The sequence below is a fragment of the Mesorhizobium sp. M0159 genome, assembly GCF_040322295.1.
In the GTDB taxonomy this organism is placed as follows: domain Bacteria; phylum Pseudomonadota; class Alphaproteobacteria; order Rhizobiales; family Rhizobiaceae; genus Mesorhizobium.
Map to the genome: position 1 here is coordinate 60,673 of NZ_JAMYTF010000004.1, position 12,608 is coordinate 73,280.

Annotated in this window: 15 protein-coding genes; 13 read left to right on the forward strand and 2 right to left on the reverse strand. The window is 60.1% G+C overall.

The window, feature by feature from the left end; translation table 11 throughout:
- Positions 1 to 9: 9 nt before the first annotated feature.
- Positions 10 to 732: a L,D-transpeptidase gene (locus tag NKJ32_RS05450; RefSeq protein WP_352826987.1), complete on the reverse strand. Its 723-nt coding sequence runs from the start codon at positions 730 to 732 to the stop codon at positions 10 to 12.
- Between the two features lie 289 nt (positions 733 to 1,021).
- Here NKJ32_RS05450 and NKJ32_RS05455 point away from each other — a divergent pair, with 289 nt between their 5' ends.
- From NKJ32_RS05455 to NKJ32_RS05515, 13 genes are all read left to right on the forward strand, one after another.
- Positions 1,022 to 1,612, forward strand: a complete 591-nt coding sequence (locus NKJ32_RS05455) for a type III secretion protein (protein ID WP_352826989.1) — start codon at positions 1,022 to 1,024, stop codon at positions 1,610 to 1,612.
- An 18-nt stretch (positions 1,613 to 1,630) separates the two neighbouring features.
- On the forward strand, positions 1,631 to 2,260 hold the full coding sequence (locus tag NKJ32_RS05460) for a hypothetical protein (protein WP_352826991.1): 630 nt from the start codon (positions 1,631 to 1,633) through the stop codon (positions 2,258 to 2,260).
- 10 nt (positions 2,261 to 2,270) lie between these two features.
- Complete coding sequence (gene sctJ, locus NKJ32_RS05465) at positions 2,271 to 3,110, forward strand: type III secretion system inner membrane ring lipoprotein SctJ (RefSeq protein WP_352826993.1); 840 nt, start codon at positions 2,271 to 2,273, stop codon at positions 3,108 to 3,110.
- The gene (locus NKJ32_RS05470) at positions 3,107 to 3,727 is read left to right on the forward strand and encodes a SctK family type III secretion system sorting platform protein (protein ID WP_352591455.1); all 621 of its coding nucleotides are present in this window, start codon (positions 3,107 to 3,109) and stop codon (positions 3,725 to 3,727) included. Before sctJ ends, NKJ32_RS05470 begins: the two co-directional genes overlap by 4 nt.
- Before the next feature lie 5 nt (positions 3,728 to 3,732).
- On the forward strand, positions 3,733 to 4,347 hold the full coding sequence (gene sctL, locus NKJ32_RS05475) for a type III secretion system stator protein SctL (protein ID WP_352618689.1): 615 nt from the start codon (positions 3,733 to 3,735) through the stop codon (positions 4,345 to 4,347).
- Entirely contained in the window at positions 4,344 to 5,702 is a 1,359-nt protein-coding gene (locus tag NKJ32_RS05480; protein WP_352623078.1) for a FliI/YscN family ATPase, read from the forward strand. The genes sctL and NKJ32_RS05480 overlap by 4 nt, the downstream gene beginning before the upstream one ends.
- Entirely contained in the window at positions 5,689 to 6,171 is a 483-nt protein-coding gene (locus NKJ32_RS05485; RefSeq protein WP_352623079.1) for a hypothetical protein, read from the forward strand. The genes NKJ32_RS05480 and NKJ32_RS05485 overlap by 14 nt, the downstream gene beginning before the upstream one ends.
- A gap of 20 nt (positions 6,172 to 6,191) precedes the next feature.
- A complete protein-coding gene (gene sctQ, locus NKJ32_RS05490) occupies positions 6,192 to 7,313 on the forward strand; it encodes a type III secretion system cytoplasmic ring protein SctQ (RefSeq protein ID WP_352826994.1) in 1,122 nt (373 codons plus the stop codon).
- The gene (gene sctR / locus NKJ32_RS05495) at positions 7,306 to 7,959 is read left to right on the forward strand and encodes a type III secretion system export apparatus subunit SctR (protein ID WP_352826995.1); all 654 of its coding nucleotides are present in this window, start codon (positions 7,306 to 7,308) and stop codon (positions 7,957 to 7,959) included. The genes sctQ and sctR overlap by 8 nt, the downstream gene beginning before the upstream one ends.
- Before the next feature lie 17 nt (positions 7,960 to 7,976).
- Complete coding sequence (locus NKJ32_RS05500) at positions 7,977 to 8,246, forward strand: EscS/YscS/HrcS family type III secretion system export apparatus protein (RefSeq protein ID WP_352467364.1); 270 nt, start codon at positions 7,977 to 7,979, stop codon at positions 8,244 to 8,246.
- A 9-nt stretch (positions 8,247 to 8,255) separates the two neighbouring features.
- Positions 8,256 to 9,071 (forward strand): type III secretion system export apparatus subunit SctT, encoded by an 816-nt coding sequence (sctT, locus tag NKJ32_RS05505; protein ID WP_352786186.1) that lies wholly within the window; start codon positions 8,256 to 8,258, stop codon positions 9,069 to 9,071.
- Positions 9,072 to 9,232: 161 nt separating this feature from the next.
- The gene (locus tag NKJ32_RS05510) at positions 9,233 to 10,075 is read left to right on the forward strand and encodes a D-glutamate cyclase family protein (protein ID WP_352826997.1); all 843 of its coding nucleotides are present in this window, start codon (positions 9,233 to 9,235) and stop codon (positions 10,073 to 10,075) included.
- Between the two features lie 189 nt (positions 10,076 to 10,264).
- Complete coding sequence (locus tag NKJ32_RS05515) at positions 10,265 to 10,819, forward strand: rRNA adenine N-6-methyltransferase family protein (RefSeq protein WP_352623091.1); 555 nt, start codon at positions 10,265 to 10,267, stop codon at positions 10,817 to 10,819.
- A 943-nt stretch (positions 10,820 to 11,762) separates the two neighbouring features.
- On the opposite strand, the gene NKJ32_RS05520 is transcribed toward NKJ32_RS05515, so the two are convergent.
- On the reverse strand, positions 11,763 to 12,563 hold the full coding sequence (locus NKJ32_RS05520) for an IclR family transcriptional regulator (RefSeq protein ID WP_352623083.1): 801 nt from the start codon (positions 12,561 to 12,563) through the stop codon (positions 11,763 to 11,765).
- Positions 12,564 to 12,608 lie beyond the last annotated feature (45 nt).

The following is a 12,608-nucleotide window of genomic DNA, read 5'->3' on the forward strand; positions in this document are numbered from 1 at the left end:
GTCGAACCATCAATGCCGTACAATAATCTGGGTACCGATCTTCACTCGGTCGTAAAGATCGATGACATCTTCGTTGGTCATGTGAATGCAACCGGAGGAGTTGGCCTGTCCGACGGTCCATAGCTGGTTGGTGCCGTGGACGCGATAAAGCGTGTTGCCGATATACAATGCGCGCGCGCCCAATGGATTGTTCGGTCCTCCCTCGACGTGCGCGGGCAGGAAGCGGCCTTTTGAGGCTTCTCTGGATCGCATTTCGGCCGGCGGCCGCCAATCTGGCCAGTCCTTCTTTTTCGAAATCGTGTCGCGACCGGACCACTCCAGCCCCTCCTTGCCAACCCCCACCGCGTATCGCAGCGCTTTGCCGTCCCCCAGGATGTAATAGAGGCGCCGCTCCGTGGTGTTGATCACAATCGACCCCTTCGGCTGAGCCTCGCTGAATGTCACGACCTGCCTAGGAATCTCTGACTCTTCGGGCGTGAATTCTCCGCCCGCCGTCAGGCCGGAAGCGCTAGGCGAGACCAGTACATTTCTTCCCCGATCGTATGTCCAACTTCTAGGGTCATAACCGCTGTTCGATTGGGCCTGCGCCGACGCGATTGCGGCAATCGACGCCACCGCGACCAGAACCGATGCACTCAATGCCTCGATGAGACGCGTTGCCGCAAACCTCTTGCCTCGAGCAACGCCTGCGGGCACGTCCAACTTCGCGAGCAGGCTGTTGGTTGCCGTCACCGAGACCACTCCTTTCCACATTGAACCAATGACCCCGAACCCGGTGGTAACCGATTCCTACGCCGCACTGTATCGTCTTGCGGTTCCTTCGCAACATTTGGCACAGGTCGTTGATATGCAATCCAATTGGACTTCCAATTTTCGAGTGTCCACGATAGAATGACATCGGCGGACAAGCTATGAAGCAAGCGAGGCGGGGCATTACTCGTGGGTCGCTTTCGATAGGAGCAATGTGACGGGACCCGGTATCAACCATGCTGATCGGTTATCTGGAGGCAGAGCTGCCCTTGTGGCCCGCCGGCTTGCCGTCGTCCTGGCGCTCGGCTTTGGCTCCCAGCCTGCGTTTGCTGCCGAACCGCGCTGGCCCCCTGGCCCGTACAAATACATCACGATCGATCAGTCCGTGACAGACGCGCTGGTTGAGCTCGGCCGCAACATGCGGGTGCCCATGCGTCTCAGCAAGCTGGTAAAGGGGCGCCTGAGCGCCGGCATGCCGGTTGGAACGGCTCGCGAGTTCCTCGAAGAGATATGCAATCGATACGGGCTGGTCTGGCATTTCGACGGTATCGTCATGAACGTCGCGACGGAAGCGGAAGTCCAGACGGAAATGATCCCGCTTGATGCCAACATGGCTGCTGGCGCCGAAGACAGGCTTTCACGGCTGGGCGTCAGCGACCCGAAGTTTCCAATAAAGGTTTCCAAGCAAGACGATGTCATCTCGGTATCGGGGCCGCCATCCTACATCGAACTGGTCAGGAAAACGCTCGGGGTTCCTGCCACGCCGAGCACGAAGCAGGAAGCCGGCAAAGCTGTGTCGGTCCGCGTTTTCCGCGGAAAGCAGGCGGAGGCGCAGACTGTCCCCTCCGCCAAACCGAACTAAGAACTGGAGGGCACATTCATGCAAATCGCGCCGATTGGAGCCCTAGAGGCTACGCTTGCAAACTTGACCACCAGCATAAGTTCGCAACAGCAAATCACCGCCGGCGCGGCAGCGCAGCCCGGTAACCGAATGGTGGGCGCCAAGCAAGAAAAGCACGATGCCGCGAAGGTCAATATGCCTCAGCGCAGTGATGTCGCGACGCCGGCTGGTCAGCAGGTGGCGCAGACGCCCGGCGCCAATCCGGCAATAGGCGGACAGACTTCCAAACCGGAGAAGACCGAGCCGATCGTCGAACACAAACTCTTCGACTACATGGCCGAGACGGAAAAAGCCGCAGGTGGGGTGTTCACGGAACCATCGGCCCTTTTCGGTTCTGCCGTTAAGTCGCTCGAAGGAACCATGCAGCAGGTCCAGAAGGCTCTTGGCCAGGCTAACGCTTCCCCAAGTGCTGAAACGGCCGCCACGCCGGATCGCGCCGACAAGACGGCCCCGTCCGGCAAGGAAGGCGAAGACTCCCCAGCCAAGAACGCAGAGCAACTCCTGGAACGATCGATTTCGGTGATGTGGGCAGCCGCCAATCTCGAGGTGGTTACGAGCAGCGTGACGGCCGTCACGTCGTCCACCAGCACGCTGATCAAGCAACAGTAAGCGCCGCGGAGTGTTCGCGCCCATGCCAACCTCGCAGCGGCGTTTAACGCGATTGGATCGATGCGGCGCCAGGTTTCGCGTTGCGCTCGTTGTCATGGGTATGCTTGTGCTCCAGGCGTGTTCGGTGGAGTTGTATTCCAACCTCAACCAGCGGCAGGCCAACGAGATCGTGGCCACGCTCATACGTCACGGGATCCCGGCCCAACGCGAGGTCGGCAAGGACGGCAAGATGACGGTTTCCGTACAGAAGGGCCGCTTCGCCGAAGCTATGGCCATTCTCGACGAGAGCGGCTTGCCCAAACAGGAATTCCAGACGCTCGGCGAGGTGTTCAAGAGGGATGGGCTTGTGTCCTCGCCGGTGGAAGAGCGGGCAACGATGATCTATGGCCTGAGTCAGGAGCTGTCGCAGACGATTTCGGACATCGACGGCGTACTTTCGGCGCGCGTTCATCTCGTCCTGCCCGAAAACGATCCACTGAGGCAGCAACTGCTACCGTCGTCCGCCTCCGTGTTCATCCGGCATCGCGCATCCGTTCCGATGAATGAGCTCATCCCGCAGGTCAAGATGCTGGTGGCCAAGGGCATCGCCGGACTGACCTATGACAATGTTTCCGTCACCCTCATTCCGGTTGCAGCGACAGCCCCCGAGCAGGAAACCGGCGAGGCCGGGTTCACCAGCTTCCTCGGCCTGTGGCTACATCCCGACAGCGTCGCCGCCGCGATGTCACTGTTTTATGGCATGGCGGCGGCCATATTCGTGCTGGCTGGTCGGTTGGCCTACATGCAGTGGTATCGACGGCCCGGCATCTATGCGCTCGATGCTTCCGCAATGCCGGTGAAGAAAACATGACCCAGCCCGGCTCGGAGCAAACTGCCAGCCCGGAATGGCAGGCATTCATCTCCAAACCCGCATCCTATGTGGATGCGGCTTGGCTCGCGGAGTGCTTTGACGGCGCGGTCGGCGAGGCTGCCTGCGAGCGCATGCTGCGCTCGCAACGCTTGCAGGAGCGACTGTCGAAGCTTCTGCTCGATCGGCATAGGCTCTCTCCAGTGGTCGAAGAGCCGGCCGACGAGGTGGATCGAGCGATCGCCTTGTCGTCTGGCGAAGAGCTGGAGGAACTTGCACTTCGCTCGGGCGCGATCTACTGGGCTGGGAGTCTGGCCGCTGTCATTGTTGGGCGCGAAGCGGCCGCATTGCAGGCGGCGCTTGGGGCTGATCTGTGCGCTTTCGCCCTCGCCAACCGCGATCTGGCCGGCCCGATTGATCGATTGGGGCCGCTGGAAGACATTTCCGGTCGCGTCTACGGCGACGGCCTGAGCTGCCTTGGCGCCTGGTGTCAGATCATGCCGGGCGATACGAGCATGCGGGTGCGTCTCAAGCTGGTGCCGCAAGAGCTCATCCACCAGCCGTCAGCCGAACAATTTGCCGAGGTCGGCCCCGCAATTGTTCGACGAGCGATGAGCTAGACGAGATGATCGAATCGGGCAAAGCGTCGGAAGCTCTGAGGCGTCCCTACGCTCGGATCCTGCGGGCCGCCGAGGTGCGCGCTCTGCAGGATGGGCATGCGTTTCTCGATGAAGCAAGGCGTGATGCGCAGCAGTTGCGCGACGCCGCTCGGCGAGCCTATGCGGCCGAATATGCGCAGGGCTATGACGACGGCAAGACGCAAGGCGATGCCGAGGCCACGCGGCTAGTCAGCGAGACGGCGGTCAAGGTGGATCGCTATTTTGGTGGGCTGGAATCCGAAGTCATTGGCCTTGCCGTCGATATCGTCAGGCGAATTCTGGGAGAATTCGACGTCGGCGCCCTTGTCGCCAAAGCCGCAAGACAGGCGGTGACTGAAATCCGCCGCGCCAAGTACCTGAAACTCCGAGTTCATTCCGCGTCCATCGAAAGGGTTCGTGATGAGTTGGACGCAGTCTTGCGCGAGAGTGATCTGGCGATGACGGTTGAGATCGACGCGGATGACGCGCTGGCTCCGGACGCCTGCATCGTTTCGACCGACTTTGCCGTCGTCGACGCGAGCATCGACGCGCAGCTCAAAGCCATAGCTGCCGCGATTGCGCCGAAGACGGAGGTCCGATGACCGCGCCCGCCGCTGATATCGAAAGCCGTCTGGCCTCCATCATTCCGAATTTGCGTTCGGGCCTGCGCGACGATACCGGCCGGCCCAGGAAGGGGCGTGTACGGCGTGTCGCCGGCACCGTCATTCATGCGACTGTGGAGGAGGCCCGTATCGGCGAGATATGCGAACTCGTCGACCCTAGGACCGGAAGGGTGACCAAGGCGGAAGTCGTCGGCCTCATGGACGAAATGGCGATCCTTGTTCCGCTGGGCGATTTGGCCGGTCTTTCAAACCTGACTGAGGTCGTGGCGACCGGAAAAGACCAGCAGGTGCCCGTCGGCCCCAGCCTTCTTGGTCGCGTGATCAGCGCGCTTGGCGAGCCATTGGACGGCAAGCCGCTTTCGCCGGACGGCATCGCCGGCAGCTATCCGGTCAATGCCTATCCGCCATCTCCGCTGGAGCGCGGCTTGATTTCCCAGCCGATCCAACTCGGAATACGCGCGCTCGATGCGCTGCTCACCTGCGCGCGCGGCCAGCGCGTCGGAATCTTTGGCGAACCGGGCGTGGGAAAGTCGATCCTGCTTTCCGATATCGTCAGCGGCACCGATGCCGATGTCGCGGTGGTCGCCCTTGTTGGAGAGCGCGGACGTGAGGTACGCGAATTCCTCGAACAACAGCTCGGGCCCGAGGGCAGGGCGAGGGCCATTGTCGTTGTTGCGACCTCCGACCGTCCCGCCATTGAGCGTGTCAAGGCTGCCTATGTGGCGACCAGCATTGCCGAATATTTTCGCGACCAGGGCAAACATGTGTTGCTTGCAATGGACAACCTAACCCGGTTTGCCCGTGCGCACCGAGAGATTGGCCTGGCCGCGGGCGAGCCGCCGACGCGTCGCGGCTTTCCGTCTTCGCTGTTTGCGGTCTTGCCCCGTCTGCTCGAGCGGTCAGGCACGGGTCGCGTCGGATCCATCACCAGCCTCTACAGCGTTCTTCTTGAAGGCGACGGTACGCTGGATCCTGTCGCCGAGGAAGTTCAGGCCCTCCTCGATGGCCACGTCTTCTTGTCGAGCGAGCTTGCGCAGCGCAACCATTTCCCGGCCATTGATGTCCTGCGCAGCCGAAGCCGCCTCATGGATGCGGTTGTGGCGCCGGAACATCGGTCCGACGCCGGCCACCTGCGTGAACTGCTTGCCCGCTACGCTGACATCGAGCTTCTCCTGCGCGTCGGTGAATACGAAAAAGGCAGCGATCCCGTGGCGGACGAGGCAGTGGCGAAGATCGATGTCATCAACGCCTTTCTGCGTCAGGCGTCCGCCACTCATGAGAGCCTGGAGAGGACACGCCAACTCATGCGGGAGATCGTCGGTGAAAGATCGTGAGATGATCACTCGATTACGCGAGCTCAGACGCCGCCGTGAGGACCGTGCAAGGGAAGAGGTGATCAAACGGCACGCCGCTTTGGACCGGGCCGCGAGGGAGGGTCGGCAGGCGGCCAGTGCGGTCACGGAGCACCTGCAGCGCACGGTCGATGCCGAAGATGCAGCGTTCGGCTCGCTTATTGGGCATCGGATAAAAGCTGCCAGCCTTCACCAGCTACAGGGCCGGTTTGAAATCGCCGCCAGAAAAACCGAGCAATTGCGTGAAAACGAGAAGATGGCCGGCGTCGCCGAGCAGCAACGGCAAGCGGAACTGTCGGCAGCTCGCAATGATCATCGTGAGGCCATGAAAGCTCTGACGAAGCTGGACGGGGTATTGGACCATCTGATCAACCGCACCGCACGACGTTGCCTGGCGCTTGCCGAGCTTTCCGAGGAAGAAGAGCGCGGTCCAACGCGCCTGCCCACATAGCCCAGTTTGTGATCGTGAATATGGATGTGATGCCCCAAGCCTTTGCGTCGGGAAAAACGAGAGCGCAGGTAAAGCCGGCAAAATGCAAGGCCTCACGGTCGAGCGTTGGCGAGCGGCTGGTGCTGAACTCTGTTGCGTCTGTCGACGTTGAGGCATTGAACGCCTTCTACCGCCGGCGCGCGCACGCGGAAATCACGATCGCGGGCAGGGCGGTGCCGATTGCCGCCGTCTGGCCGGCGCCGAACCCTGCGGACCAGCGGTGGTACACCATTGCGTTCTCCGTCGGAGACACGATGGGCAAATTGCGCCTGCCGCTTTCCGTGGTCGAAAGAGGCTTCGCCAGGGCAGACGAACTGGTCGACATGAAGCGGCTGGCCCCCGCCCACGCCGCACTGCTGCTGGAATCCGCGTTTGAAGAGGATCTCGAATGGATTGAGGCCAAGCTGGGCGACAGTATCGCGCTCACCTCGGTCACACAAACAGAAGCAGTTTCGGTTTCGGGCGAGACCCCGTTGGCTTTTGTCCTGACTGACAGCCAGGAGACGATTGACTGCGTCTTGAACACGAGTGACGCCAGCCTGGCGGTTCGGATCGGCCGTCTTTTTGACGAGATCGCCAAGGCCAGACCGCCGATCCCGGCCGAATTTCCTTTGCCGATCTGCCTTCGGCGTGGCGCACTCAAAGTAACCCTTGGCGAGCTGAAAAGCCTCCAGGCTGGCGACGTGGTGCTTTTCAGGAATGAGGCGGAAGAACGCAACGCGGCACTCATCATTGCCGAGCACCTTTATGCATCGGTGGCCCTGACTGCCGCCGGGCCGCAATTGCTTGCCGCGCCGACCCCCGTCGCCGGATCCAATTGGGAGTGGACCATGAATCAGAACTCGCCGCCGTCAGTTGGCCAGACCTTGGAAGAGTCAACTCTGGACGAGTTGCCGGTTGTACTCGCTTTCGAAATCGGCCGCACGGCAATGCCTCTGGGAGAGGTGAGGCAGCTTGCGCCCGGCGCCATCGTTCCGCTCCCCGATGTAACGGAGGCGATTGTCGACATCATCGGCAACGGTAAACGTGTTGGCAGTGGCGAGATCGTGCGGATTGGGGAAAGCCTGGGCGTGCGGATCGTTCGTATGTTCGATAATGCTTGAGAATTCGCCCAATCTCCTTGGTATTCTGATCGCCGTCGGCTTCGTCGGATTGCTGCCTCTGGCGGTGGTCACGATGACGGGGTTCTTGAAGATTTCGGTCGTGCTGTTTCTCATCCGCAATGCACTCGGCGTCCAGCAGATGCCACCCAATCTGGTGCTGTACGGCATAGCGCTTGTGCTCACCGTCTATGTCACGACACCGTTGCTGAGCGAGATGTCTGGCCGACTTCAAGAAGGGCAAGTTCAGTTCCAGACGACCGATGACCTCGCCAGGGCAGCGCAACTGGTCAGGGAACCACTGCAGCGACACCTTATGAAATTCACTCAGCCGCAGGAGCGGCAGTTTTTTCTCGATGGAACGAGCCGCCTTTGGCCGGAACAGGCGCGGCAGAACCTGAAGGACGACGATCTCTCGATTCTTGTTCCGGCCTTTGTTGCGTCCGAGCTTACCCGAGCCTTTGAGATCGGTTTCCTGCTTTACCTTCCTTTCCTCATCATCGACATCGTTGTCGCCAATATCCTGATGACGCTCGGCATGATCATGGTCTCGCCGGTCCTTATTTCGATTCCCCTGAAACTGTTCCTTTTCGTCGCCATAGATGGCTGGTCGCGCCTGATGCATGGCCTGATCCTGAGTTACGCCTGACGACACGGCGGGTACGCATGAGCAATGACTTCATCCTGGCGAAGGTCCAAAGCGCGCTTTTGACGGTGCTGTTCGCGTCCAGCCCAGCGATCATTGCGGCACTGGCGGTCGGCATCCTCGTCGGCCTTGCCCAGGCGCTGACACAGATTCAGGACCAGTCGCTGCCGCAGACGATCAAGCTTGTCGTGATCCTGCTGGTCATCATCGTCTTAGGTCCTGTGCTTGGCCAGCAGATCGCGCAGCAGGCATCGACGGCTCTGGACGAATTCCCCGTCGTCACACGTTGAGGCACGCAGGTGCCGGTCGAACCACTCTTCGCATCTGTCAAAGACCTTCAGGTCTATCTCCTGGCAGGCGCTTTCGCGCTCGCACGCGTGGGTGGTTTCATGCTTCTGATGCCGCTGTTTTCGCGTGTGCCGCTATCAGGGCTTCTGCGCAATGGCGTGGCATTGGCGCTGGCAGTTCCAATCTTTCCAATGGTCGTGAGCAAGCTGACGAACAGCGACGTCACGACCACGATGATCGCAGCCTACATTCTCAAGGAGGTTGTGGTCGGTGTAACGCTCGGGCTGTGTATGGGGATACCGTTCTGGGCAGCAGAGGCTGCCGGTGACATCCTCGACCTGCAGCGGGGCTCTACGATGGGGACGCTGATCGACCCTATGATGACGCACGAGACGAGTGCTACCGGCACCTTGCTCGCGGTCATCATGGTCACAATCTACCTGGCTGCCGGCGGCCTGCAGCTTTCCCTGACCAGTCTCTACGAGAGCTACGGCCTGTGGCCGATCGACAGTCTTCTGCCTGTATTCAGCAAGGATGCTGCGGGAATATTCCTGCGTCTGCTGAATCGCATCGTGGCGATGGCGCTGACCCTCGTTTTCCCACTCATCATCAGCATGCTCCTGTCCGACATTGTGCTGGCTTTCCTGGCGCGGGCCTCTCCGCACCTGAATGTTTTTGCACTGTCGCTGGTCGTGAAGACGCTGGTGTTCAGTCTCGTCTTTGTACTCTATGCGGCTTTCCTGCTCTTCTACATGAACCGCGATCTTGGTTTCTTGCATGAGGCAAGCCGACAGATAGAAGCGATCGGCTGCCGCGAGTGTCAATGAGAATAAATATGAGCAAAAGCTAATAAAAAGCGCCATCCTTCGCCGGCCAATAAATACGATTTATCAATGAGGAAAGATTCTGATGATTTGACAAGCGGCAGACCCGCCGATGATCTTACGCGCTCTCGACGTGTCGTTGAAACGCGCATCCGTTGGAAGCCATGGCTCGCCCGATCACTTTACCGATCTACGAGGATTTGCGAATGGTCGATGCGGGCAGATTGCGCAGACTCGTCAGGATGGGTGCCTATGAAGGGCATACAGGAGGGCTTGCGCGCGGCAAGCTCCAGGCCAACGTCGTGATTGTGCCGCGCAGCTTTGCCGCCAATTTCTATCAGTTTTGTGTCCGCAATCCGAAACCCTGCCCTTTGGTCGGTGTGAGCCGTGCGGGCAGCCCATTTCTGCCTGCGCTGGGCGATATCGATATCCGGACCGATGCACCACAGTACAGCATCTATCACTTCGGCGAGATGATCCGCCAGACCACAGACATCATCGACCTGTGGCGAGATGACTTTGCGGCCTTCGCGCTCGGCAGTTCGCTCACCGTCGAGGCCGCACTTGTCGAACGAGGCGTGAAACTCCGGCGTATCGGCCGTGGAAAAACCGCCCCCAAGTTCCGCACCAACATCGAGACGTCCCAAGTCGGACCGTTCGGTGGCGAAATGGTCGTCTCCATGCGTCCGATACGGCATAGCGAAGTCGACAAGGTTCGCGTGCTCACCGCGCGCTTTCCGCATGCGCACGGGTCTCCCATCCATGTCGGAGAGCCCACGACGGTCGGCATCCGAAATTTGATGGCTCCCGACTGGGGTGATGCCGTCGAAGTCTTGGACGGGGAGATCCCTGTATTCTGGGCGAGCAGCCTGACCGCCCAAGACGCTCTTGCTCGTGCCGAACTCGCGATCTCCATCACAGTCTCGCCGGGCCATATGCTGATCACCGACGTGGATGCACGAGCGCTGTCTTGGCCTAATTTCGAACTTGGCGCGAGCTTGCAATGATCGTGCTCAAGTCGGAGCTTGCCTGATCCAACGGCTCCGAATCACTTCGACTGCAGGGCGGACGCGAGGATAGGCACCCTTTGCCGCCGTTCGGTTTTCTGAGAGCATGACTCGGGTACGCGCAATCCGGGAGCCGATATTCCATGCCGACAAGAACCGATGCCAGCGCGCCGATGATTTGCCGAAGACCTGCGTGTCGCGTCACCGGTCTTACACAACCCTGCGGTCATCGAGGCCTTCGCAAAGGTTCCGCGCGAACACTACCTTGGCAACGGGCCATGGCGCATCCATTCGAGGTTGCAGATCGGGGCGGTCCATACCAGCCCTTCAGCCGCACTTCATGAGATTTGCCACGACGTTCTGGTCTCACTTGACGAAAAACGCGGATTGCACAGCGGTTTGCCGTTGCTTTGGGCCTTGGTTTTCGACCATGTGAACATCGCTCCCGGCCAGACCGTCCTTCAGGTCGGCGCCGGTGTCGGCTATTTCACCGCCATCCTCGCTGAACTGACGGGTTCTCAAGGGCGCGTGATTGCCTATGAGATCGACGAAGAACTAGCCGGCGCGCGCAAAGCAATCTTGCCCATTACGCCCATGTCGAAGTGGTATCCGGTGATGCAACGCAGGCAGTTGATCTGCCAGACCTCAATGTCGTGGCGCCTTTGCCGGAGTGACGCACGTGCCGGAACGGTGGCTTTCGAATTTGTCCGACGCTGGCAGGATGGCACTGCCGTTCACGGCTGAAGACCAACGAGGCTTCATGATGCTTCTGCAAAGGGCTGGCGATACGTTTCCTGTACGGTCTCTTATGCCATGCGGGTTTTACCCCTCCAGCGGAGCCAGGCGCAGTGACGAAGAAAAGGCCTTGAAGGCTGCCCTCAAGGCTGCCCGAGGCAAGGTCACCCGTCTCGCGCAATACCATCGAGGGCGGCCAGCAAATGGTCTCGAGAACGGTTGGCTGATGACCGACACATACTGGATTTCGAAAGCATAGAGATTGATGTCAATCTTGCGTGTCGCCGTCGTAGCGTGCGGCACGTCGTTCCACGAGCGATCTATGCCGTCGGGAGCAGTCCGAAACATCATTGCATCCGAAATTTCCCCGATCCGCGCGCGCGGATCGCAACCGCGGTCCTGGCCGGCTGCAGCGCAGGCTTTCTCTTGGCTTCGAGAATGCTTGGCTGATGACCGACACATGCTGGATTCGAAAGCCTGGCGATCGATATCAATCTCGCGTGTCGCCGTCGTAGGGTGTGGCACGCATTGAAGGGCGTTCCACGAAGGATCTATACCATTGTGCCAGTCGTGGCCTTCCCTGCAGGAAGTCGGGCACTCCGCGGAATTCCAGCCAGCTTAGACAAGTGGCTAGCGCGATGTGGCCGGAGAGATAGTGATGCAGCACCTCGCCAAGGTTTCGCTTGTCGAACGTCTGGCTACACTCGAGGGCGATTATAGCGATGATTTTGGACCTCGCATCCGTCGCGACCTCGCCCGACTGAAGATACTCATTAGGAGGTCAATGTTGTCGGGCGACCCGTACTAAAAATCCAGAAATCAAATAATTAGAACATCTGGTAGCAGGAGCGCGCTGCCGCTTTTGCCATACTCACCGGAGTACCAGTTCCGGCTTCGCTGCTGCGGCTGAACGAACGGAGCCTATTCCGGATCTTCGCGTGCCGATTTTTTACTAGCTTCCCGCCAACGACAACCCACGGGCGCGCTCGCATAGCAGGGCAAGCAATTCGCTGCGCCGCGCTTCCGGTGTGTCGACGGGCAACACGAAGCAAAGCGTCTTGTTGATGGCCCCGTTGCCGTCGCGGATGGGCGCGGCCATGCACCACGTGAAGCGGTCGGCCAGAGCAGCCGTCTCGCTGAAACCTTGCTGGCGCGCCAGAGCGACATCGCCGAAGAACTCGGCTGGTGCAATGACGCGGCCGTCGGGAAGCTTGTAGTCGCCAGGCGCAATGAAGTCCCGTATTTCCTGCTCGCTCATATGGCCGAGCAGCAACCTTCCGGACGCCGTCCACGGGATCGGAACCTCGACTCCCACATCGCTTGAAATCCGGAACGGGCCAGGAGAGTCCCGGCAATCAAGGACGACGTATTTGTTCCCGCGCAGGCCACACAGTTGGACGGTCTCGCCCGTCTCCGCGGCTAGTCTGTCCAGGGTTTCGATGATGCGCCGGTAATGGGCATTATGATGTGAGTAGGCCCAGCCGAACAGATGCATCGCCTTTCCGAAATAGACGTAGCCTTCCGTTCCGACATTTTCGAGCATTTCGGCTTCAAGCAGACTGTTGACGATTTCATAAGTGGTTGAACGCGGCGCGCCGATCATCTTGGCGATGTCGCCGACGCGCATCGGCGCGCGGTGCCGCAGAAGGGCCTCGAGTAGCATGATGACGCGGTCGATCCCGCGGCGGCGCTCGCCATTGCGCGGCTCTGCGCCGGCTTCCGTTTCAATTAGACCAGTGACGCCATCGCTCATGTAGGCCGCACCCGCGCAAAAATCATTTCGGCCCTCGTCTCAAGA